Source organism: Cellulomonas sp. CW35 (genome assembly GCF_052378485.1).
In the GTDB taxonomy this organism is placed as follows: Bacteria; Actinomycetota; Actinomycetes; order Actinomycetales; family Cellulomonadaceae; genus Cellulomonas; species Cellulomonas uda.
In genome coordinates this window covers 206,457-227,423 of record NZ_CP199000.1, presented here as the reverse complement: position 1 = coordinate 227,423, position 20,967 = coordinate 206,457, and the positions used below count along the sequence as shown (strand labels likewise).

General features: G+C 73.8%; 22 protein-coding genes. 12 read left to right on the top strand and 10 right to left on the bottom strand.

What is annotated here, in order from left to right:
* The first annotated feature begins 25 nt into the window (after positions 1-25).
* A complete protein-coding gene (locus tag ACT17Q_RS01025; RefSeq protein ID WP_444664104.1) occupies positions 26-3,319 on the top strand; it encodes a DEAD/DEAH box helicase in 3,294 nt (1,097 codons plus the stop codon).
* Between the two features lie 50 nt (positions 3,320-3,369).
* Here ACT17Q_RS01025 and ACT17Q_RS01020 read toward each other — a convergent pair whose 3' ends face one another.
* Positions 3,370-3,507, bottom strand: coding sequence for a hypothetical protein (locus ACT17Q_RS01020; protein WP_157732614.1), 138 nt, complete (start codon positions 3,505-3,507; stop codon positions 3,370-3,372).
* A 9-nt stretch (positions 3,508-3,516) separates the two neighbouring features.
* Here ACT17Q_RS01020 and ACT17Q_RS01015 point away from each other — a divergent pair, with 9 nt between their 5' ends.
* Together ACT17Q_RS01015 and ACT17Q_RS01010 are read left to right on the top strand one after the other, a co-directional pair.
* Positions 3,517-3,765: a hypothetical protein gene (locus ACT17Q_RS01015; protein WP_094181281.1), complete on the top strand. Its 249-nt coding sequence runs from the start codon at positions 3,517-3,519 to the stop codon at positions 3,763-3,765.
* Complete coding sequence (locus tag ACT17Q_RS01010) at positions 3,762-4,097, top strand: type II toxin-antitoxin system PemK/MazF family toxin (protein ID WP_444664101.1); 336 nt, start codon at positions 3,762-3,764, stop codon at positions 4,095-4,097. Before ACT17Q_RS01015 ends, ACT17Q_RS01010 begins: the two co-directional genes overlap by 4 nt.
* A gap of 62 nt (positions 4,098-4,159) precedes the next feature.
* Here the strand turns inward: ACT17Q_RS01010 and ACT17Q_RS01005 are convergent, their stop codons facing one another.
* From ACT17Q_RS01005 to ACT17Q_RS00995, 3 genes are all read right to left on the bottom strand, one after another.
* A complete protein-coding gene (locus ACT17Q_RS01005; protein ID WP_444664099.1) occupies positions 4,160-4,666 on the bottom strand; it encodes an AAA family ATPase in 507 nt (168 codons plus the stop codon).
* A gap of 41 nt (positions 4,667-4,707) precedes the next feature.
* Positions 4,708-5,454, bottom strand: coding sequence for a hypothetical protein (locus tag ACT17Q_RS01000; RefSeq protein WP_444664097.1), 747 nt, complete (start codon positions 5,452-5,454; stop codon positions 4,708-4,710).
* A 62-nt stretch (positions 5,455-5,516) separates the two neighbouring features.
* The gene (locus ACT17Q_RS00995) at positions 5,517-6,143 is read right to left on the bottom strand and encodes a DUF6318 family protein (RefSeq protein ID WP_444664095.1); all 627 of its coding nucleotides are present in this window, start codon (positions 6,141-6,143) and stop codon (positions 5,517-5,519) included.
* Between the two features lie 176 nt (positions 6,144-6,319).
* Here ACT17Q_RS00995 and ACT17Q_RS00990 point away from each other — a divergent pair, with 176 nt between their 5' ends.
* Both ACT17Q_RS00990 and ACT17Q_RS00985 read left to right on the top strand, forming a co-directional pair.
* Positions 6,320-6,529, top strand: a complete 210-nt coding sequence (locus tag ACT17Q_RS00990; protein WP_444664093.1) for a hypothetical protein — start codon at positions 6,320-6,322, stop codon at positions 6,527-6,529.
* Positions 6,530-6,691: 162 nt separating this feature from the next.
* Positions 6,692-6,886, top strand: a complete 195-nt coding sequence (locus ACT17Q_RS00985; protein WP_444664091.1) for a hypothetical protein — start codon at positions 6,692-6,694, stop codon at positions 6,884-6,886.
* A gap of 153 nt (positions 6,887-7,039) precedes the next feature.
* Here ACT17Q_RS00985 and ACT17Q_RS00980 read toward each other — a convergent pair whose 3' ends face one another.
* Both ACT17Q_RS00980 and ACT17Q_RS00975 read right to left on the bottom strand, forming a co-directional pair.
* Complete coding sequence (locus tag ACT17Q_RS00980; RefSeq protein WP_444664089.1) at positions 7,040-7,189, bottom strand: hypothetical protein; 150 nt, start codon at positions 7,187-7,189, stop codon at positions 7,040-7,042.
* A 366-nt stretch (positions 7,190-7,555) separates the two neighbouring features.
* Positions 7,556-8,371, bottom strand: a complete 816-nt coding sequence (locus ACT17Q_RS00975) for an alpha/beta fold hydrolase (RefSeq protein WP_444664088.1) — start codon at positions 8,369-8,371, stop codon at positions 7,556-7,558.
* Between the two features lie 162 nt (positions 8,372-8,533).
* Between ACT17Q_RS00975 and ACT17Q_RS00970 the strand changes: the two genes are divergently transcribed.
* Complete coding sequence (locus tag ACT17Q_RS00970) at positions 8,534-9,199, top strand: DUF6518 family protein (protein ID WP_444664086.1); 666 nt, start codon at positions 8,534-8,536, stop codon at positions 9,197-9,199.
* Between the two features lie 58 nt (positions 9,200-9,257).
* Here ACT17Q_RS00970 and ACT17Q_RS00965 read toward each other — a convergent pair whose 3' ends face one another.
* Entirely contained in the window at positions 9,258-10,964 is a 1,707-nt protein-coding gene (locus tag ACT17Q_RS00965) for a Tat pathway signal sequence domain protein (protein ID WP_444664084.1), read from the bottom strand.
* A 277-nt stretch (positions 10,965-11,241) separates the two neighbouring features.
* The gene (locus ACT17Q_RS00960; protein WP_444664082.1) at positions 11,242-11,667 is read right to left on the bottom strand and encodes an NUDIX hydrolase; all 426 of its coding nucleotides are present in this window, start codon (positions 11,665-11,667) and stop codon (positions 11,242-11,244) included.
* 431 nt (positions 11,668-12,098) lie between these two features.
* On the opposite strand from ACT17Q_RS00960, the gene ACT17Q_RS00955 reads away from it, so the two are divergent.
* The 4 genes from ACT17Q_RS00955 to ACT17Q_RS00940 all read left to right on the top strand — a co-directional run bounded on the left by ACT17Q_RS00955 (position 12,099) and on the right by ACT17Q_RS00940 (position 17,538).
* Positions 12,099-14,045 carry a glycoside hydrolase family 11 protein gene (locus tag ACT17Q_RS00955; RefSeq protein WP_444664080.1) on the top strand — a complete coding sequence of 649 codons (1,947 nt, stop codon included), beginning with the start codon at positions 12,099-12,101 and terminating at the stop codon, positions 14,043-14,045.
* 885 nt (positions 14,046-14,930) lie between these two features.
* Positions 14,931-16,094 (top strand): GNAT family N-acetyltransferase, encoded by a 1,164-nt coding sequence (locus tag ACT17Q_RS00950; RefSeq protein WP_444664078.1) that lies wholly within the window; start codon positions 14,931-14,933, stop codon positions 16,092-16,094.
* A 52-nt stretch (positions 16,095-16,146) separates the two neighbouring features.
* Entirely contained in the window at positions 16,147-17,199 is a 1,053-nt protein-coding gene (locus tag ACT17Q_RS00945; protein ID WP_444664076.1) for a zinc-dependent alcohol dehydrogenase family protein, read from the top strand.
* Positions 17,200-17,265: 66 nt separating this feature from the next.
* On the top strand, positions 17,266-17,538 hold the full coding sequence (locus ACT17Q_RS00940; RefSeq protein WP_094181294.1) for a DUF7218 family protein: 273 nt from the start codon (positions 17,266-17,268) through the stop codon (positions 17,536-17,538).
* Positions 17,539-17,672: 134 nt separating this feature from the next.
* Here the strand turns inward: ACT17Q_RS00940 and ACT17Q_RS00935 are convergent, their stop codons facing one another.
* Positions 17,673-17,807: a hypothetical protein gene (locus ACT17Q_RS00935; protein ID WP_444664074.1), complete on the bottom strand. Its 135-nt coding sequence runs from the start codon at positions 17,805-17,807 to the stop codon at positions 17,673-17,675.
* A 155-nt stretch (positions 17,808-17,962) separates the two neighbouring features.
* Between ACT17Q_RS00935 and ACT17Q_RS00930 the strand changes: the two genes are divergently transcribed.
* Complete coding sequence (locus tag ACT17Q_RS00930) at positions 17,963-18,346, top strand: mycothiol transferase (RefSeq protein ID WP_444664072.1); 384 nt, start codon at positions 17,963-17,965, stop codon at positions 18,344-18,346.
* 120 nt (positions 18,347-18,466) lie between these two features.
* Here ACT17Q_RS00930 and ACT17Q_RS00925 read toward each other — a convergent pair whose 3' ends face one another.
* Positions 18,467-19,975, bottom strand: coding sequence for an aldehyde dehydrogenase family protein (locus ACT17Q_RS00925; RefSeq protein WP_444664070.1), 1,509 nt, complete (start codon positions 19,973-19,975; stop codon positions 18,467-18,469).
* Between the two features lie 194 nt (positions 19,976-20,169).
* Here ACT17Q_RS00925 and map point away from each other — a divergent pair, with 194 nt between their 5' ends.
* Positions 20,170-20,946 (top strand): type I methionyl aminopeptidase, encoded by a 777-nt coding sequence (gene map, locus ACT17Q_RS00920; RefSeq protein ID WP_094181298.1) that lies wholly within the window; start codon positions 20,170-20,172, stop codon positions 20,944-20,946.
* Positions 20,947-20,967: the final 21 nt, after the last annotated feature.

The window sequence follows — 20,967 nt, the reverse complement described above, 5'->3', positions numbered from 1 at the left end:
GATCGCGCGTGGCACCATGCGTCGCGTGACCTTCGCGACCGACGTCCCCGCCGTCCCGCTGCGGGCGATCCGGGACGCGGTCGACGCCCCGTCGTTCGAGCGTGGCGTGGGGTACCAGCGCGAGGGGCGGGTCGTCACGCTCGACTGGGACCCGGAGGACCGGGTCCTGACGTCGCTGGTCCGCGGCAGCGGGTCACATGCCTACCGGTGCTACGTCGTCCTCGACATGCGCCTCGGGGTCGTGCACGGCCACTGCTCGTGCCCGGTGCGGGTCGCGTGCAAGCACGTCGCGGCGACGTTGCTCCAGACGAGCGCGGGCGACCCGTCCGACGGACGTGCGGCCCGGCGCACGGTCGCTCCGTGGCGGCACGCCCTGGGCGTGCTGACACAGCCTGCCGCGCACAGCCCGGCCGCGCTGGAGGCCCCCGCTCTCGCGCTCCAGCTCCGTGTGAACGGCCTGCCGAAGCATCCGGCGGACCCCTGGTCACCCGGTGCCCTGTCGTTGTCGGCGCGTCCGGTGCGGGGCACGGCGAAGGGCACGTGGACGGCCGGGACCGACGTGTCGTGGGACGTGATGCGGTACTCCTACGGCTGGTCGCGGACGCCGATCGACCCGGCCGCGCGTGCCTGGTTCCGTGAGCTGGCCGCGATGCGCCTCGAGGACCGGTACATGTCCGGCGCGTGGCTCGACCTCGGGGCGTGCTCGCGGTACGTGTGGCCGCACCTCGTGTCGGCGGCGCGTCTGGGGATCGAGCTGGTGGGGACGGGGACGGCAGACGTGGTGCGCCTGGTCGACGACGCCGCGCTGCGCCTGGACGTCGTCGCGGACGAGGGCGGCGCGGTGCGCGTCGGTCCGCGCCTCGAGCTCGCCGGCGAGGCGGTCACGACTCCGGTGCGCGGCGCCGTCGGCACGTCGGGCCTGTTCACGTGGCACGACGGCACGCCGCGGGTGCTGACGCTGGGTCCGGTGGCCGAGCCCCTGACGGAGCACGCGCTCGCCCTGCTCGACCTGCCCACCCTCGTCGTGCCCGCCCCCGACGTGCCCGCTCTCATGGCCGAGGAGTACCCGCGGCTGCGCCGTGCGGTCGTCGTGACCAGTAGCGACGGGAGTGTGGACCTGCCCGAGCCGGACCGGCCCGTGCTCGTCGTGACCTGCGACTTCACGTCGCCGGCCGCGGTGCGGCTGCAGTGGGACTGGGAGTACGCGCTGGGCGCGGCGAGCACGCGGCGCCCGCTCGTCGCGACTCCGCAGGACGCCGCCGTCCGGGACCTGGACGTCGAGGCGGACACGGTGCGCCGGGTGCAGGACGCGGTGCGCGGCCTGCCGCGGCTGGGGGCGTTCCGCGTCACCCCGCAGCACGAGTTCGCGGGGTTGTCGGCGCTCGACGTCGCCGAGACGATGCTGCCGCTGCTGGCCGGCATCGAGGGTGTCCGGACGGAGGCCGGGGACGTGCCCGCGTACGTCGCGCTCGAAGGCGCGCCGCGCGTCACCGTCGCGGTCCGGGACTCGGCCGACGCCGACTGGTTCGACCTGTCCGTCGCCGTGAGCGTCGAGGGGCGCGACGTGCCGTTCGCCGACCTGTTCCGCGCCCTGGCGATCGGGGACGACCGTCTGCTGCTCGCGGACGGCGCGTGGCTGCGTCTGGACCACCCGGCGCTGGACGAGCTGCGGCGGCTCATCGAGGAGGCCGCGCGCCTCGAGGACCGGCCCGGCCGCCTGCGGCTCAACCCCTACCGCACCAGCCTGTGGGCGGACCTGACGGACCTTGCCGACGAGGTCGAGCAGTCGGCGTCGTGGCAGCAGAAGGTCGACGGGTTCGTCCGGCTGCTGCGTGACGGGCCGGGGCCGGCGACCGACCGGCCCGTGCCGGCGAGCGTGCGGGCGGACCTGCGCCCGTACCAGCGCGAGGGCTTCGCCTGGTTGGCGATGTGCTGGGAGCACGGGCTGGGCGGGGTGCTCGCCGACGACATGGGCCTGGGCAAGACCCTGCAGACGCTCGCCCTGGTCGCCCACGCGCGCGAGCGGCAGCCCGACGCGCCGCCGTTCCTCGTGGTCGCGCCCGCGTCGGTCGTCGGCAACTGGGCTGCGGAGGCCGCGCGCTTCACACCGACGTTGCGCGTCGTCACGCTCAGCGAGACCGCACGCCGGTCCGGTATCCCCCTGGCCGACGCGGTCGCCGGCGCGGACGTCGTCGTGACGTCGTACGCCCTGTTCCGCATCGAGCACGACGACGTGCGCGCCCTGGACTGGGCGGGGCTGGTGCTCGACGAGGCGCAGTTCGTGAAGAACCACGCGACCAAGGCCAACGCGCACGCACGGGCCCTGCGGGTGCCGTTCAAGCTCGCGATCACCGGCACCCCGCTGGAGAACGACGTCATGGAGCTGTGGGCGATGCTCGCGATCGTCGCGCCGGGGCTCTTCGCGTCCGCGGCGAAGTTCCGCGAGGACGTGGCCCGGCCCGTGGAGGCCGCGGCACGCCCGACCGCCGACGACGCGACCCGTGCGCAGGCCGCGCTCGCCCTGGCGCACCTGCGCCGCCGGATGCGTCCGGTGCTGCTGCGGCGCACCAAGGAGCAGGTCGCCCCCGACCTGCCCGACCGCCAGGAGCAGATCCACCTCGTGGACCTGGCACCCGCGCACCGCCGCACGTACGACACGCACCTGCACCGCGAGCGGTCCCGCCTGCTGGGCCTGCTTGACAACTTCGACGCGAACCGTCTCGCAATCTTCCGCTCGTTGACCACGCTGCGTCGCCTTGCCCTCGACGCGTCGCTCGTCGACCCCGACCGGTACGCGAGCGTGCCGTCGAGCAAGCTCGACGCGCTGGTCGACCAGCTCGTCCCCGTCGCCGCCGAGGGGCACCGTGCCCTCGTGTTCTCGCAGTTCACCGGCTACCTGCGGCTCGTGGCCGACCGCTGCCGCGCCGAGGGCCTCGCGTACGAGTACCTCGACGGGCGGACGCGGCGGCGCGCCGACGTCGTCGAGCGTTTCCGGGCGGGCTCCGCGCCGCTGTTCCTCGTGAGCCTGCGCGCCGGCGGGTTCGGTCTGAACCTCACCGAGGCCGACTACGTGTACCTGCTCGACCCGTGGTGGAACCCGGCCGTGGAGCAGCAGGCCATCGACCGCACGCACCGGATCGGGCAGGACCGCAAGGTGATGGTGAACCGGCTCGTCGCCCGCGGCACCATCGAGGAGAAGGTCATGGCGCTGGCCGCGCGCAAGCGGGCGGTCTTCGACGCCGTCCTGGGGGACGACGAGCAGGCGTTCGCCCGGGCGATCACCGCGGACGACGTGCGCGCGTTGCTCACCCCGTCCTGATCCTCTCGGCGCCGAGCTCTGGTGCGCACCGACGCGCGACGTCGTCGCGATCACTCAGCCGTGGCCGCATCGTCGGGCGGGGGCGAGTAGTACCGGCCCGCGACCCGGTCCTCGAGTGCGCCCATGAGCAGCGTGAACTCCGGCGATTCGGCCGCAATCTCTGGTTCGCTCGTCCACCGATTGGGCATGCTTGAGGTATGTCGTCAGTGACCACCATCAAGGTGCCCCGCCACCTGCGCGACCGCCTGGCGCAACGCGCTCGCGCGAGCCACACGACACTCGCGGGTGCGTTGGAGCAGGCGTTGGACGCGGCGGAGGAGCAGGAGTTCTGGACCGCCGTTCGCATCAGCAACCAGCGCACTGACGCCGACCCGCTCGCGTCGGTGGCGCTCCGCGACGACCTCGAGGACTCGGCTGACGACGCACTCGGGACGGACGGCTGGTGAGACGAGGGGAGATCTACCTCGCCGACCTGGGCGACCCGGTCGGCCACGAGCAGGCTTTCGCGCGCCCGGTCCTGGTTCTCTCAGCCCAGCCGTGGCTGGACTCGCGCCCTCCGGTGGTGGCCGTGGTCCCGATCACCCGCACCCCCGGAGAGTCGCCCACTCATGTCGAGATCGAGCCCGGCGGTTCCGGGCTCGCCGCGACCAGCTACGCCAAGTGCGAGGACCTGCGGGCGATCTCCCCAGAGCGGTTGGGGCGCCACTTCGGGATCGCAGATGACGTCGTCATGATGCGAATCGAGCTCATCACGAAGCGCCTGCTCGGCTCGTCCTGACGCGCGAGGTCACTGGCCCGTCGAGCTGGTGGACAGCCCGATGTCACCTGATCGGGCGGCGGTCACCCCCGCTCGTCTGCCGCATCGGGTCTCACGACGACGAGCGGGCCCTCGTCGACCGTCGGCGCCTCGAACCCCGCGAGGTACGCGTCCGCCTGGTCGGGCGGAACGACGACGTCGTGCGGTCCGCCGCCCTCACGGTGCCAGAGACGACCGAGGACCACCTCGCGGGGCGTATCGAGGTAGTGCACGACCGCCGCGACCCCCAACGGCGCGACGAGCGCGCGATACCGGTCGCGCGACGCCCGTGACCAGAACGACGTGTCGACGACGACATCCCGGCCTTCTCCGACGAGGCCGACGAGCCGCTCGGCGAGCACGGCGTGCACCTCGGCAGCCGCCTCGTCCGGCAGTGGATGCGAGCGGTACCCGCGCTGCCACGCCTCTTCGTCGAAGGAGAGCCGCTCATACCCTTTACGCTCGAGCGCCCGAGCGTGCGTCGTCTTGCCCGCCCCGGCCGGCCCGCACACGAGCACCACCCGCGCGGCACCGTCCATCCCAGAGGTCATTCCCGCATGATCCAAGCCGGACGAGGACACCGCACGACCTTTCAGTCGACGAGCGTCGACCGCAGCTCGATCACCTCGAACTCCTCGCCCTCGTCCACGGTGAAGACGGAGCCCTCGGCGTCCCGCCATCGCCTGAGCGGGTCCGTGTCCACCCGGTACTTGGCAGACCACGCTGTTCTCAGCGTGATCCGAGCCTTCCCGAGGCTCTCGTACACATGAGTCAGGTCGAAAGCGGGATAGGGCCGTCCAGGATCGGCGGTCGTCAGGGTTCCGCCGTCGCCGAACTCCCACGTGTACTCACGCGGGGTCACGACGACGTCGACGTCGTAGAAGTCCATCAGCCGGACGCGGAACTCCTGCGCCGTGGGCTCGGCGTAGACGATCACGGGCTTGGTGATCAGCATCGGGCCATCGACGGGCTGATGCTGCACCTCGACAGCCTTGACCTTGAGTTTGCGCAGGTCCGCCTCGCTGAAAGGCGGCTGCAGCTCCTCGGGGCACGACCATCCCCATCTGAGGTGCCACACTCCTCCGTTCTCGAGCGGTCGGCGCCAGAGCGGAGGAACGGGAGGGCCGTCCTCGCACACCATGGACGACGGAGGGAACGTGGGCGGACAGTTATCGTCCTCCGCGCCGCCGGGGACGAGGCAGTCGGCAGTCCGCTCATATTCGTACTGTCGCTTGCTCGGCGGGCGTGCCTCGTCTACCCGGCGGTCGTGCTCGGCGGGGAAGGCTCCCGCCGCGAGGGTGTCGCCTTTGCCGATGACTTCGACGTCAGAGGGCTGCACCGCCGCTCGCGCGGGCGCTGCCATCAACATGGACACCGCGAGACACGCTGTCGCTGTCAGGATCAGGCCTTGCCGGACCACTTGATCTCCAGGCCTTCGACGAGCCAGCCCCTCTCGCTCCAGCTGACCAGGAGCTCCATCCGCGCATCGAGCACGTAGTCGGTGTCCTTCTCCACGGAGCCGTCAGCCCTGAGCAGCCTGCCTTCATGCTCCTTGATCGTCGCGCCGACCACATACTGCTCGTCCTCGAGCTCGATGGCCGTCACATCGAGGAACTCGATGCGCCCGCCCTCACGCCGCTTCCCCGCTGCCTGCTCCGACTCGACCTGTCCGACGATGCCCGAGCAGTACTCGCACGACTTGCCGCTCATGGCCCGCCACTCGTCGAGGTCGCCTGTCGCGAACGCGTAGGGGAAGAGGGAGATGAAGTAGATCGCGGCCGCCCTCGCGGTCGCTTCGCTCGGGCCAGCGTCGAGGGACTCGGGGCGATCAGGTGGCACAGTCGCGTCGAACTCCGCGGCCGGCGCGGTGGTGGCCTGCTGAGGCGTGGGCTTGGGTGTTGGCTGCGCGCTCGGAGTGTGGGGGGCCGTCGTCGTCGGGACGTCAGTCGGTGCCGTGCTGCCGCACCCGGCGACGAGGACGAACGCACTGGCGAGCGTGGCGGCCGCGGCGATCTTCGGGAAACGCATGGCGCCGAACCTACACAGATCGGACAGGCCGCATCACCGGTCATCTCACGCCTGTGGACAACTCACGTGGGCGTCGCAGCCGGTATCCCTCAAGCACACGGACGCTCCTGACGATCAGACAAGCAGAGCGACGCCGCTCAGCACCCGGCGTCCGTGAGCGCCGAGGAGAGTCACCGATGTCCAGCAGCCGCGAGCTCGCCGACGCGGGCACGCCGTCCGGTGGTCGGTCCCTGGCGGTCGCGCTGGGTGTGGCGCACGCTGCGCCTCCGGCGATCCACCTGCCGTCGCTGGCGCAGCGCCTGGTGCCCGGCCGCTCGCCGCTCGAGGCGACGGGGTGGGCGGCGCCCGACGAGCTCACGGCGCAGGGTTCGGGCACCCGCCGCTGAGGCTCGTCGCGCAGCGAGCGGGAGCGCGTCCGCGGGCGTGGGCGTCGGCGTGGACCAACTCGTGGACCATCGCGCCCGGATCGCTCCAGGATCGGCGCGTGGTTTCCGATCATGGAAGCAGAGGGAGCGACCACGCACCCGGTTCGGTCGAGAGGACGCACGATGTACGGCATCCAGCAGCAGACGGTGGGCACCGGTGAACGGTCCCTCGCTGTGATGCTCGGCATCGCGCCCGCGACCCCGCCGGCGGTGCGGGTGCCGCCCATGACGCAGCGGGTGGTCCCGGGCCGTTCGCCGCTGGAGGCGACGGGTTGGGCCGTTCCCGACGACCAGCGCGAGCTCACCTCCTCGCGCTGACGGGGCGTCCGGCGCCGACCCTTCCCCTCCCCCCGGGTCGGCCCGGACGCCGGCACGACGCACGAAGCGCCCGGCTCGCACGGACCTGAGGGTCGCGCGAGCCGGGCGCTTCGGCGGAAAGGGCCGGGAGGGAACGCCGGTGTGAAGGGCCGGTCAGCCGACGGTGGTCGCGATCGCGGTGAGCACACCTGCACCGGCTCCGACGAGCACGGCGGCGGCTGCGAGCGTGCGGTGCGCGAGCACGTCGGCGACTGCGGAGCGCGGACGGGTCGTGGCGGGCGTGGTGGCTGCCGTCGCGGTCATCGGTCCTCCTGGTCGGTGCCCGGCGAAGCGGGTCGGTCACGGTCCCGGCGCGAGCGGCGGGGGGACCGCCCACGTCCGGCACCGGCCCGCTCCTCGTCGAACGTGACCGGCTGACCCACCCTCACCCGGGTGCGCGAGGGCCGCAACCGGAACGGTCGTCGCGCGCGGCGGCGCACCGGTGCCCGGTCTCGCCCCGACCGGCTGCGCTGCTCTGGCGCGATCGCATCGCGGGTGGTCGCGTGTTCGTGGACTACAGGCTCATGGCGCTCGAGGCGCCGGAGTCCCCGCACGGCCCGGTGGACCCGGGGTCCGACTCGATCGACGGGCAGGCCAGCGGGATCGCCCTCACCTAGGTCCGCGCGACGATCACCGGGCGCTGAGCCAGTCCGCGGCGATCGCGCGGAACGCCTGCGGCTGCTCGACCCACGGGTAGTGGCCGCAGTCCGGGAGCCATGTGAGCGCCGCGGACAGCGCGGCGGCGTACGCGGTGACGGGGGCGCGGCCGGACAGCGCGTCGTCGGCGCCGGCGACGACGAGCGTCGGCGGGTGCGGTGCGGCGAGCACCTGCGCGGCGGCGTCGTCGGGCACGCCCTGCAACCAGGCGCGCACGGCGTCGAGCGACTGCTCTCCGACGGCCGCGTGCCGCCGCTCACGGTCGGTCCACCGCGCGTAGGAGCCCGCGGCGACCAGGTCACGCTGCCGCTGGAACTGCGCCTGGTGGGTGGGCGCGGGCGCGAGCAGCGCGTCCAGCGCGGCGGTCGCGTCCGGGTCCCGGCGTGCGAGGAGCAACTCGTCACCGTCGAGCGGTGTGCCGGTGAGCCAGGACGCGGACGGTGTGACCAGCAGCAACGACCGCACGCGCGCGGGGTGCCGGGCCAGCAGCGCGAGCGCGAGCCGCGTCCCGGCCGAGTGCGCGACCACGTCGACCGTGGGCAGCCCCAGGTGGTCGGCGAGCGCCACCACGTCGTCGGCGTCCTGCCACCACCCGCGTGAGCGCGCGGTCGTCGTCGGCGCCCCTCGCGGGTGCAGCACGACGAGCGGGCGGTCGTCGGCGAGGCCCGCGAGGTCCTCCAGGTACTCGACACCGCGGCACGGCCCGCCGGGCAGCACCATCGCCGGCTCGCCCGCACCACCCTCCCGGTGCCAGGTCAGCGCAGCCCCGTCCACGCCCGTCACGTCCACACCGCCGACCGTACCCGCCGGTCGTCAGGCCAGGAGCGGCCGGGCGCGGCGACCGGTGGACCTGCGAGGCACCCGTGTCATCCCGGGGGCGGGGGCTCGCGCCCGGCCGGCCCGCCGACGGGTGGACGCCGGGTGCGGCGCGCGGTCGTTAGCGTCGCGGACGTGAACACGGCCGCCATGACGACGAGCCCGACGACGACGGGACCGACCGCCGCCCGGACGCCCGCGCAGACGCTCCGGACGGGCAAGGCGCTGCGCGTCGGGGTGGTGCTCGCCGCGAGCGTCCTGCTCGGCGGCCTCACGTCCTGGGCGCAAGGGGTCCTGCCTCAGCAGGCGGCACCGTTCGCCAACTCGGCGAGCGGGTGGGCGGCGCTGACCGTCGCGCTGGTCGTCCTCTCCCGGACCGGCGGGTGGCGCGCCGCGGCGCTGGGTGCGGCGAGCTTCGTGCTGCTGGTGCTCGGCTACACCGCGGCGTCGCACCTGCGCGGGCTCGCGTACAGCCCGGTCCTGTGGGGCACGGTCGGGCTCGTCACCGGCCCGTTCGTCGGGCTCGCGGCCGCCTGGCTGCGCACCACCGGACGGACCGCGGCGCTCGGCACCGCGGCGGTCGCCGGCATCCTCGTCGGGGACGGGGTGTTCGGGCTGACGCACGTCGCCGACACCACGGGCGTCACGTACTGGGTGACGATCGGCGTGGCGGGGGTCGCGCTGCTCGTCGGCATGGCGGTCCGCCGCCTGCGCGAGCGCGGGACCGTGCTCCTCGCGACGGTCGGCACGCTCGCGGCGGCGGCCGCGCTCGTCGTCGTCCTCCCCCGCGTCGCCGGCTGACGCCCACGGGTACGACGAGCACCGACGCACGCCGACGACGACCGCGCGCAGCCGCGGGTCAGCGCAGGCCGCCCCACCGCATCGGGTTGGTGCCGGTCGCACCGAACACGTACCAGGACGTCGCCCCCACGTGCTGCACCTGGAAGTACCCGAACCCGAAGCCCGAGTCGAGCAGCGACGACGCCGCGACCACACCCCCCGTGACCTCCACGCCGCCCAGGTGCTGACCGCCGCCCAGGCTCGCCTGCGCGTGGCGGACCTGGTCGAGCAGCGCACGCGCGCGCAGGCGGTCCCGGTGCGTACCGCGGTCGAGCAGCGACGTCGCGAGCTGCGCCGTCCCCTCGAGCCACACGCCCTGCGGGTGCACCGTGATGCCGTTGTACTGCGCGGTCGAGGTGAGGCTCGCCGTGGAGAACGTCACGCCCGAGACCGACAGGCCGTCGGGGAGCTGCGAGGTCTCGTCCGACGAGCGGTCGGTGACCGCCAGCGCACGCGCCGCCCAGTCCAGCGCACCGCCGTACCGCCGCTCGCGCAGCGCGAGCCAGCTCCACGTCGCGGGGTCGAGCGGGACCGGCGAGCGGTTGATCTCCACGCCGTCGTTCGTCCCGGTCCAGAACCAGCCGTCGGCCCGGGACCACATCCGCTCGACGAACGCGCGCGCGTGCTCGGCCGCCTTCGTCCACGTCTTGGCTCCGGTGATGGTGCGCAGCACCGTGAAGAACGCCACGCAGTCCACGTTGTGCTCGGTCGAGCCGTTCGGCACCGGGTTGTTGCCGCCGTCGACCCCGAACGAGAACCCGCCCAGCGGCCTCGTCGACCACGTCTTCGTCGTGATCCACTCCCCGATCCGCACGGCCGCGTCCCGGTAGCGCGCGTCACGCGTCACGCCGTACAGGTGCGCGAGCGCCAGCCCGGGCCACGCCATGTCACCGACCGCCGTGCCGAGGAAGCCGAACTGCCACCCGATGTTCGCGTTCCCGTCCGGCAGGACGAACCCGTACGGCTGCGGGTTGCCGTCGTAGAACGTGTACGGGCCCACGTTGTAGCCCTGGCGCAACCGGCCGTCGTCGTACGCCGGGTCGTGCTCCTGCGCGTGGACCAGACCGTCGCCGAGCGCCTTCGCGGTGGCGAGGCTCGCGCGCGAGCCGTCGGCGAGCAGCGCCAGGATCGCCAACGCGTTGTCGTACACGAACGCGGTGGAGAACAGGCCCAGCTCGTCGGCGTAGGACTGCGCGAGCCGCGGGCCGGTGTTGAGCTCCGGGTACGCGTCGGCGGCCGCCCGCAGGAACGCCACGGCGGAGCGCAACGACGACGAGCCGGGCTTGGCCGGCCCGGGGTGCGGGTGGGGGTGCGGCCGGGGGTGCAGGTGGTGCGGCGGGACACCGGGGCCCGGGCGTGCACCGCCTGCGGCGGCACTGCTCGCCCCGACGGCCACGGCGATCGCCGCCCCGGACAGCGCGAGGAACGACCGCCGGCCGAGCCGTCCGTCCGCCACCCGGCGAGCGGCGTCACGGACCGCACCGCCGCCGGCGTCGGGCCCGACCCTGTCCAGGGCGACGAGGCCGCCGGTGGCGGCGGTGGCGATGACGGGGGTGCCGGAGCTGCCGGTGGAGCTGCCGGTGGCGCTGCCGGTGGCGGGGGCCGGTGTGGCGGTGGCGGATGTGGGGGTGCCGGATGTGGGGGTGCCGGATGTGGGAGTGCCGGTGGCCGGGCTGCGGCCGGCGGGGCTGGTCTCGTCGCGGCGTGCGTCCAGGTGGTGCGTCATCGCGGGTCCCTCCGACGGCGTCCGGGCTGCACCGATGCAGCCCCCGCCGAGCCTACTGACACGTGTCAGCCGAGGAAAGACCATGACAAACCCGACCCGACGCCCCCCAGCCCCGACCCGCCCCCTCCCGCACGCCCGCGAGTCGCGGATCTCTCGCCAGGTCGCGCGGTCATCTGCGCGACCTGGCGAGAAAGGCACGACCTGGCGTCTGACGCACGACTAGCGCGTGGGCACCTCGTCCTCGCCCGGGGGACGACGTCCACCGCGTGCTCGAGGATCAGGGGCGACCGTCCGGCCCGTCCCGGCGCAGCGCCGGCAGCACCTGGTGCTCGAGCATGGGGGCGAGGTCCGGCGGGAGCGGGTCACCCTCGGGGTCGAGCCAGCGCAGCTCGGCGATCTCCCGCGCCGCGGCGACGACCGGCACGGCCGGGTGCACGTAGACCGTGCCGCGCACCAGCCGGTCCGCCTCGTTCGCGGCGGCGTCGGTGAACACGCCGAGCTCGCGCAGCGCGGCGGGGTCGAGGTCGACCCCGATCTCCTCGGCGCACTCGCGCACCGCCGTGCGGGCCGGCGACTCGCCCGGCTCTGGCTTGCCGCCGGGGAGCATGAAGCGCGCCGTGCCGCGCTTGCGCACGGTCAGCACGTGCCCGGCCGCGGAGCGCAGGACGACCGCGCTGACCTCGATCACGTCGTCGTCCGTCACGGGCACATCGTAGGTTCGCGGCGGCTCGACGACGCCTGCTCGTCGGGCCGACGAGCGCGCGCGCCCACCCTCGTCGGCCCGACGAAGCCCGCAACTATCGGCGCCTCACGGCCACGGGCACACGGGCCGCGGTGCCCGTCGACCCTGACGCCGCCGACGGCACCGGTTTCGGACGACGTTAACCATTTCACCGCGCAACGGACCTGTTCACGGGCGCGACGACCCCGCCCACACTCGTTCGATAACGGTTTCCAACGCGTCCCGAGCTCGGGATGCCTCGCTGGAGGCCGGAGCGCGGCCACACCGGCCGCGCCCGGGCGCCACCGCCGTGCGGGGTGGAGACGCCTGGCCTGATCCGCACGAAGGAGTGCACCGTGTCCGAAAGTTTCACGATGCGTAGGCGATCGCCACGGCGGTCACTGCGCGCCTGGGTGGCCCTCGCGGCCGCCGTCACCACGGCCGCCGCAGGCCTGGCCGTGGCCACCCCCGCCTCCGCGGCGGTCACGTCGAACACCACCGGCACCAACAACGGGTACTTCTACTCGTTCTGGACCGACACGCAGGGCTCGGTCTCGATGGACCTCGGCTCCGGCGGCAACTACTCGACCTCCTGGCGCAACACCGGCAACTTCGTCGCCGGCAAGGGCTGGCAGACCGGCTCGCGCCGGGCCGTGAGCTACTCCGGTCAGTTCAACCCGTCGGGCAACGCGTACCTGACCCTCTACGGATGGACGCGCGGCCCGCTGGTCGAGTACTACATCGTCGACAACTGGGGGACGTACCGGCCCACCGGCACGTTCATGGGGACCGTCAACTCCGACGGCGGCACCTATGACATCTACCGCACCCAGCGCGTCAACCAGCCGTCGATCGAGGGCACGTCGACGTTCTACCAGTACTGGTCGGTGCGCCAGCAGAAGCGCACGGGCGGCACCATCACCGCCGGGAACCACTTCGACGCGTGGGCGTCGAAGGGCATGAACCTGGGCACGCACGACTACCAGATCCTCGCGACCGAGGGCTACCAGTCGTCCGGCTCGTCGAACGTGACGGTGTCCGAGGGCACCTCCGGCGGCGGTGACACCGGCGGTGGCAACACCGGCGGCGGCACGTCGAACGGCTGCACCGTCACGGCCACGCGCTCCGAGTCGTGGAGCGACCGGTTCAACGTGAACTACACCGTGTCCGGCGCGTCCAGCTGGTCCGTCACCGTCAACCCCGGCTCCGGCCAGTCGATCCAGAACTCCTGGAACGCGACGCGCAACGGCAACACGTTCACCTCGAGCGGCAACAACACCTTCGGGGTCACGTACTACTCCGGCGGGAACACGAACATCCCGTCCGCCAGCTGCACCGCCACCGGCTCGACCGGCGGAAACACGGGCGGTGGCAACACGGGCGGGGGCAACACCGGTGGCGGTGACACCGGTGGGAACACCGGCGGCGGCACGAACAACGGCTGGAACTGCTCGGCCGGCTACGTCGCCCTGACGTTCGACGACGGCCCCACCTCGAGCACCACCAACCAGATCATCAACACCCTCACGGGCAACGGTGCCACCGCGGTCGTCTTCCCGACCGGCCAGAACGCGCAGAACAACGCGTCGCTCATGCAGGCCTACAAGAACGCCGGGTTCACCATCGGCAACCACTCGTGGGACCACCCGCACCTGATCAACATGAGCGCGTCGGACATCCAGTCGCAGCTCTCGCGGTCGCAGCAGGTCATCCAGCAGACCGCGGGTGTCACGCCGCAGCTGTTCCGCCCGCCGTACGGCGAGTCGAACAGCACGCTCAAGCAGATCGAGTCGCAGCTCGGCCTGCGGGAGATCATCTGGGACGTCGACTCGACCGACTGGAACAACGCGTCGTCGTCGACCATCCGCAGCGCCGCCGGCCGCCTCACCAACGGCCAGATCATCCTCATGCACGACTGGCCGGCCGCGACGGTCCAGGCCCTGCCGGGCATCCTGCAGGACCTCAAGTCGCGCAACCTGTGCACCGGCACGATCTCGCCGAGCACCGGCCGCGCCGTGGCTCCCGCGACGGGCGGCAACACGGGTGGCAACACCGGCGGCGGGGACACCGGTGGCAACACCGGCGGTGGGAGCACCGGCTCCTGCACGGTGTCGGTGACCAAGGCCGAGGACTGGAGCGACCGCTTCAACGTGACCTTCACGGTGAGCGGGACGAGCTCCTGGGTCACGACGATCCGGCTCAACGGCTCGCAGAGCCTGCAGAACTCGTGGAACGCGAGCGTGAGCGGCAGCAGCGGCACGCTGACCGCACGTCCGAACGGAGCCGGGAACAGCTTCGGCATCACGCTCTACAAGAACGGCAGCAGCACGACGCCCACGGCGTCCTGCACGGCGGGCTGACCTGACGGGGTCGGCCCTCGGGTAGGGCACGGGAGGGCGGGGACACGCGGACGTCCCCGCCCTCCCACTCGTCTGACCCCGTCCCGTTCCCGCCGGCGCCGTTCGCCGACACCGGCCCCGTTCGCCGACACCGGCCCCGTTCGCCGACACCGGCCCAGTTCCCGCCGACGCCGGCCTCCTTCCCGGCGACGCCGGCCCCACCTCCCGGCCCTGCTGTCCCGACGACCCCGCGGTTGCTCCGGTCCACCGCCCCTTCAACCGGAGCAACCACGAGGCCGCCGGGCCACCACCCCACCCACACCGCGACACCGACCCGCCGACCCCGCGATTGCTCCGGCTATGGCCCGCCACACCCGGAGCAACAACGGTCTCGCGCGCATCGTCGGGCCGACCCCGCGGTTGCTCCGGCTTCAGCCCGCCATAGCCGGAGCAATGACGGGGTCGCGCGCATCGACCGGTCGGCCGCGGTCACCCCAGCTCCCGCGCGGCATCCACCCACCGACCCCGCGGTTGCTCCGGCTCCGGGTCCCGATACCCGGAGCAACAACGGTCTCGCGCGCATCGTCGGGCCGACCCCGCGGTTGCTCCGGCTTCGGCGTGGCAGAGCCGGAGGAATGACGGGGTCGCGCGCATCGACCGGTCGACCGCGGTCGCCCCAGCTCCCGCGCGGCATCCACCCACCGACCCGCGGTTGCTCCGGCTCCGGGTCCCGATACCCGGAGCAACAACGGGGTCGCGCGGCATCGTCGGGCCGACCCCGCGGTTGCTCCGGCTTCGGCGTGGCAGAGCCGGAGGAATGACGGGGTCGAGCGGGGCAGGTCGGGGCGGGGAGTCGGGCGCGGGGTGGGGCGGTCGGGTGGGGGTGGGGGCCTTTAGGGTGGCCGGGTGGAGCGGCGGGATCTGCGGGTGTGCTTCGTCGGGGACTCGTACGTCGCCGGGGTCGGCGACGAGACAGGGCTCGGGTGGGTCGGGCGCGTGGTCGCCGCGGCGGGACGGGCCGACGAGCTCGGCGTCGAGCTCACCGCGTACAACCTGGGCATCCGCCGCGACACGAGCGTCGACGTCGCTCGTCGCGCCGCCGCCGAGTGCGGGCCCCGGCTGCGACCGGCGCAGGACGCGCGCGTCGTCGTCGCCGTGGGGGTCAACGACACCGTCCTCGAGGACGGCCGCCCGCGCACCACGCCCGCCGAGACGCGGGCCGCGCTGCGGCGTCTGCACGACGAGGTCAGGTCCGCGGTGCCGGGTGCCGCGCTGCTCGTCGTCGGGCCGCCAGCGGTGGACGACGACGCGCACGTCGCGCGGCTGCACGAGCGCGAGCGGGCGTTGTCCGACGAGGCCGCGGCGCTGGGCGTGCCGTTCGTCGGCTGCCTGACCACGACGGAGCACGACGAGGTGTGGCGCGCGGCCGTGCGCGCGGGCGACGGCTTCCACCCCCGCTCGGCGGGCTACGAGCGCCTGGCCGCGATCCTGACGGACCCGGTCCTCACCTGGCTCACCACCCCCACCGACCCCGCGGTCGCCCCGGCGTCCGCCGCTCGCGGCGGCCGTGCGGAGGGGGTCCGGGTCGTCGGGATGACCGGTGAGCACGGGGACGATGTCGTGCGGATCTACGGCGAGGGGATCGCGACCGGCGACGCGACGTTCGAGTCACGCACGCCCACGTGGCCCGAGCTCGACGCGAAGTGGCTGCCCGCGCACCGGCTCGTCGCGGTCGCCGACGGCCGCGTGCTCGGCTGGGCGGCCGCGACGCCGACGTCGACGCGAGCGGTGTACCGCGGGGTCGTCGAGCTCTCGCTCTACGTGGCGCAGGAGGCCCGTGGGCGGGGCGTCGGCACCGCGCTGATGCGGGCGTTCCTGGAGTCGGCCGAGGCGGGCGAGGTGTGGACCGTGCAGTCGGGCGTCTTCCCGGAGAACGCCGGGAGCCTCGCGCTGCACGCCGCGGCGGGGTTCCGGGTGATCGGCTCGCGCGAGCGCGTCGGGCTCATGACGCACGGCCCGCACGCGGGACGGTGGCGCGACGTGGTCCTGCTCGAGCGCCGCGCGCCCTGACCCGCGGGCGCCGTAGATTGGCCCGCGGACCTGGGACGAGAAGGAGTGCGCGATGCGGGCGACGGTGATCCACGGTGAGCGGGACGTGCGGCTCGAGGACGTCGCCGACCCGGTGCTGCAGCACCCGACCGACGCGCTGGTGCGCGTGGTCGCCGCGTGCGTGTGCGGCTCGGACCTGTGGAAGTACCGGGGCGTGCAGGGCGTCACCGAGCCGACGCGCATGGGTCACGAGTTCGTCGGCGTCGTCGAGCAGGTCGGCGACGAGGTGCGGGACGTGGCCGTCGGCGACTTCGTCGTCGCGCCGTTCTACGTGTGCGACTCGACGTGCGTGAACTGCCGCAACGGTGTGAGCACGTCGTGCCTGCACGGCGGGTGGTGGGGCAGCGAGGACGGCACCGGGAGCTCGGCCGACGGCGGTCAGGGCGAGCGGCTGCGCGTGCCGCTGGCGGACGGCACGCTCGTCGTGGTGCCCGGCGGGCTCCCGTCCGAGGACCTGGTCCCGGACCTGCTGACGCTGTCCGACGTGATGTGCACCGGGCACCACGCGGCGGTGTCCGGGGGCGTGCGGCCCGGGTCGACGGTCGCGGTCGTCGGCGACGGCGCGGTGGGGCTGTGCGCGGTGCTCGCGTCGGCGCGGCTCGGGGCGTCGCGCGTGGTCGCGATGTCGCGGCACGAGGCGCGTCAGGCGCTCGCGCGCTCGTTCGGCGCGACCGACGTGGTGCCGGAGCGCGGTGACGAGGGCGTCGCGCGGCTCAAGGAGCTGTTCGACGGCATCGGCCCGGACGTCGTGCTCGAGTGCGTGGGCACCAAGGAGTCGATGGACCAGGCGTTGCGCTCGGCGCGCCCGGGTGGGCAGGTCGGGTTCGTCGGCGTCCCCGCGGGCGGGCCGGAGCTGCCCGTCGGGCGGATGTTCTCGACGAACGTGGGCGTGCGCGGCGGGGTCGCGCCCGTGCGCGGGTACATCGAGGAGCTCCTGCCCGAGGTGCTCGACGGTCGCCTGCGCCCCGGGGCGGTGTTCGACCTCGAGCTGCCGCTGGCCGACGTCGCCGAGGCGTACGCCGCGATGGACGAGCGCCGCGCGACGAAGGTGCTGCTGCGTCCCTGACGCGTGCGGATGCGACCGGGACCCGGGCGTGCCTAGCGTGGACGGACCATCCCCGAGGAGGTCCGCATGCCTGGTCGACGCGATCCCGGCCCGAGCGTCAAGGACAAGGAGCTGTACGAGGAGCTCCGCGACGAGGGCAACAGCAAGGAGAAGTCGGCGCGCATCGCCAACGCCGCCGCCGCGCGCGGGCGGTCGTCGGTGGGGCGCAAGGGCGGCGAGTCCGGCTCGTACGACGACTGGACCGTCAAGGACCTGCGCAAGCGCGCGAGCGAGCTCGACATCGAGGGCCGCTCGAGCATGACGAAGGCCGAGCTGGTCGACGCGCTGCGCCACCACTGACCCCCGGCGTGAGGTCGCGCCTCTCTCGCGAGGTCGTGCGTCTGGCGCCGAGTCGTGCAGACGAACGCACGAACGACCGAGCGAAGCACGACCTCGCGGGCCGCGGCGGGCCGCGGCGAGCCGCGAGCCGGGGGTCAGGTGGTGTAGGCGCGGGACTGGAGGGTCCAGAGGCGGGCGTACGGGCCGTCGGTCGCGACGAGGTCCGCGTGCGAGCCCTGCTCGACCACGCGCCCGGCGTCGAGCACCACGACCTGGTCCGCGAGGCGCACCGTGGACAGCCTGCCCGACGCTCGCCCGCCCGTCCCCTCGTCGTCGCGCTGGGAACGCTCCCGCACATCCTGCGCGGACGCCAGCACAAACCCGCATGTCGGACAGCCGCCGTGCAGCGGCGCCCGTCCCCGACGTCGCCCTCTACGCTCGGGCGGTGCTCACGACCGACCGCACCGACCCGCCGACGTCCGCCGACGGACCGACGACGCTCCTGACGTTCCTCGACTTCCACCGCCGCACGCTGCTGCAGAAGGTCGACGGCCTGGACGCCGCGGGGCTCGCGGCGACGCTGCCGCCGTCGACGATGACGCTCGGCGGGCTGCTGCACCACCTCGCGTACGTCGAGGACCACTGGTGCGGCGTGGTGCTGCACGGGGACGCACCGGGCGAGTGGTGGGCGGACGCCGACTGGGCCGCGGACCGGGACTGGGAGTGGACGGCCGCGCGCACGCTGACGCCCGAGGAGCTGCGGCACCGGTTCGTGACGACGGCGGCGCGCAGCGACGAGCGGATCGCGGCCCGACGGGTCAGGCGGTGAGGCGGTAGACCGAGACGTGCGAGGTCGAGTCGGCGTAGACCAGCGACACCTCGACCATCGCCGCCGAGTGGTCGATCCCGGCCACGGGCGGGGTCAACGGCTTTCCGACGAGCGCGCGCGTCAGCGGTGCTGGTCGGTCGCGGTGCTCGCGACGAGGCGGCGCGTCGTGAGGTCCGCGCCCGTGAGGACGCCCGCGCGGCCCAGCAGGCGGCCGTGCTCCCAGTTCGACAGGCCGAGCTCGGGCTGGTTCAGGGCGTACTGACCGTCCACCCAGCGCGTGAACCCGTCGCCGACGAACGGCGCGTCGACCGCGTCGAGGAACTCGCGCCACGCGTCGGCGTCCTGCCCGACGAGCGAGGCGACGAACCGCGGCGAGTGCGCGTTGAACAGCGCCACGGCCTCGGCCACGTCCTCGACGACGACGAGCGAGAGCTCCGGGGTGTTCTCCCACTCCCACTCGCGGCCCAGCTCGTCGGCGTCCAGCAGCGAGGCGCGCGGCTCGGCGACGACGCCCTCGGCGCGGTGCACGTCGATGGTGCGCTCGAGCTCACCGGCGGGCAGCCACTGCTCGCTGCCGCGCACCACGTGCACGCGCGCGACGCTCCCGCGCGCGGCGGCGGCCTCGTCGGCCGCGCCCAGGAGCACGGGTACCAGCTCGGCCGCACGGGACGCGGGGACCGCGGCGACGTTCAACGTGTTGCAGACCTTGCGGTCGAGCGAGTGGCGCACCACCGCGGCGAACCGCTCGGTGTCCGCGCTCGGGTCGGCGACGAGCCACGCGCCGCCCGTGCCGTGCGCGCTGACCGGCGTGCCGGCCTGCCGCGCGACCGCCGCGAGCTGCGCGACCGCCGCACCCGAGCCGCGCACGACCGCGAGCGACAGGCGACGGTCGGAGAACAGCGCCCACCCGGCCGACCGCTCACGGCTCGTGACCAGGCTGATCGCACCGACCGGCAGGCCCGAGGTGCGCAGGGCCGGGTCGAGCGCGTTCTCGACGATCGCGGTGGCCGTGCCGAGCGCGTCGCCGCCGATCCGCAGCACCGCGGTGTTGCCGGTCGCGAGCACGCCCGCCGCGTCGGCGAGCACGTTGGGCCGGCCCTCGAACACGAAGCCGATGACGCCGAGCGGCGCCGTGACCACGTCGACGTGCCAGTCGGGGTGCGTCACGCGCGGCGGCGCGGCCTGGTCGCTCGCGGCCTTCTCGACGAGGTCCGCCCAGCCCCGCAGGCCCTCGGCCATCTGGTCGCGTACCTTCTCGTCGACCTTCAGGCGCGTCGTCGAGCGGCCCAGCGACTCGGCGCGGGCCACGTCCGCGGCGTTGGCGGCCGCGATCGCGTCCCACGCGGCGACCAGCCCGTCGGCGAACGCGCGGTAGAACGCGGCGACCCGGTCCGCGGCGACCGTGCGCATCGCGGCCGCAGCGGTCACCGCCGCGTCGACGCTCGTCGTGACCGCAGCGGACACGGCCGCGGGCACGTGCAGGAGCGCACCGTCGTCGTGCACCACGTACAGCCGGTCACCGGGCTGGAACGCGGCCGCGAGCGCCTCGTGGACCGTCGTGAACCGGTCCCCGCCGAACGGCACGAGCGTGCCCGCGGTGAGCTGCGTGAGCTGTCCTGTCGTGGTCATCGTCTGGCCTTCGGGTCGCGTGTGCCTGCTCGTCGGACGCGGTCACCTGGTGGCTGCCGCGGTCACAGCCTGCCCTGCTCGTCGTCGTCCGTGCGTGGGCGTCCGTGCGGTGGTCGTCCGTCGTCGTGTCCATTGTGCGGCCCGGGAGGGACGAGGATGGGTCCCGTCCCTCGTCCCGCACCCGGAGGCTCCCCGTGATCGAGATCCTGACCCCCGCCGAGGTCGACCGTGCGCGCGCCACGGGCGCGCTCGTCGGGTCGATCCTGCACACGATCCGGCACCGCGCCACGGTCGGCACCAACCTGCTGGAGATCGACCGCTGGGCGCGGGACCTCATCGTCGCCGCGGGTGCCGAGTCCTGCTACGTCGACTACGCGCCGTCGTTCGGGCGCGGGCCGTTCGGGCACTACATCTGCACGTCGGTCAACGACGCGGTCCTGCACGGCCTGCCGCACGACTACCGCCTCGCCGACGGCGACCTGCTCACGCTCGACCTGGCCGTGCTGCTCGACGGGATCGCCGCCGACGCCGCCGTGAGCTTCGTGGTCGGCACCCCGCGGTCGGCCGACGACCTCGCGCTCGTCGAGGTCACCGAGCGCGCGCTGCGGGCGGGCATCGCCGCGGCCCGGCCGGGTGCGCGGATCGGCGACCTGTCGCACGCGATCGGCACCGTGCTGACCGGCGCCGGCTACCCCGTGAACACCGAGTTCGGCGGGCACGGCATCGGCTCGACCATGCACCAGGACCCGCACGTGACGAACGTCGGCCGCCCCGGCCGGGGCTACACGCTGCGGCCGGGCCTGCTGCTCGCGCTCGAGCCGTGGGTCATGGTCGACACCGACGAGCTCGTGGTGGACGACGACGGCTGGACGCTGCGCAGCGCGACCGGCTGCCGCACCGCCCACACCGAGCACACCATCGCGATCACCGACACGGGCGCGGAGATCCTCACCCTGCCGCCGGTCGCGTGACACGCCCTCGCGTTCACCCGG

What these genes read in the sequence shown, in the direction of transcription:
- ACT17Q_RS00990 (WP_444664093.1), top strand. Translation starts at nt 6,320, where the DNA reads ATGTCCAGCAGCCGCGAGCTCGCCGACGCGGGCACGCCGTCCGGTGGT.
- ACT17Q_RS01005 (WP_444664099.1), bottom strand. Translation starts at nt 4,666, where the DNA reads ATGACCTCTGGGATGGACGGTGCCGCGCGGGTGGTGCTCGTGTGCGGG.
- ACT17Q_RS00980 (WP_444664089.1), bottom strand. Translation starts at nt 7,189, where the DNA reads ATGACCGCGACGGCAGCCACCACGCCCGCCACGACCCGTCCGCGCTCC.
- ACT17Q_RS00995 (WP_444664095.1), bottom strand. Translation starts at nt 6,143, where the DNA reads ATGCGTTTCCCGAAGATCGCCGCGGCCGCCACGCTCGCCAGTGCGTTC.
- ACT17Q_RS00945 (WP_444664076.1), top strand. Translation starts at nt 16,147, where the DNA reads ATGCGGGCGACGGTGATCCACGGTGAGCGGGACGTGCGGCTCGAGGAC.
- ACT17Q_RS00940 (WP_094181294.1), top strand. Translation starts at nt 17,266, where the DNA reads ATGCCTGGTCGACGCGATCCCGGCCCGAGCGTCAAGGACAAGGAGCTG.
- ACT17Q_RS00965 (WP_444664084.1), bottom strand. Translation starts at nt 10,964, where the DNA reads ATGACGCACCACCTGGACGCACGCCGCGACGAGACCAGCCCCGCCGGC.
- ACT17Q_RS00925 (WP_444664070.1), bottom strand. Translation starts at nt 19,975, where the DNA reads ATGACCACGACAGGACAGCTCACGCAGCTCACCGCGGGCACGCTCGTG.
- ACT17Q_RS01020 (WP_157732614.1), bottom strand. Translation starts at nt 3,507, where the DNA reads ATGCCCAATCGGTGGACGAGCGAACCAGAGATTGCGGCCGAATCGCCG.
- ACT17Q_RS01015 (WP_094181281.1), top strand. Translation starts at nt 3,517, where the DNA reads ATGTCGTCAGTGACCACCATCAAGGTGCCCCGCCACCTGCGCGACCGC.
- ACT17Q_RS00985 (WP_444664091.1), top strand. Translation starts at nt 6,692, where the DNA reads ATGTACGGCATCCAGCAGCAGACGGTGGGCACCGGTGAACGGTCCCTC.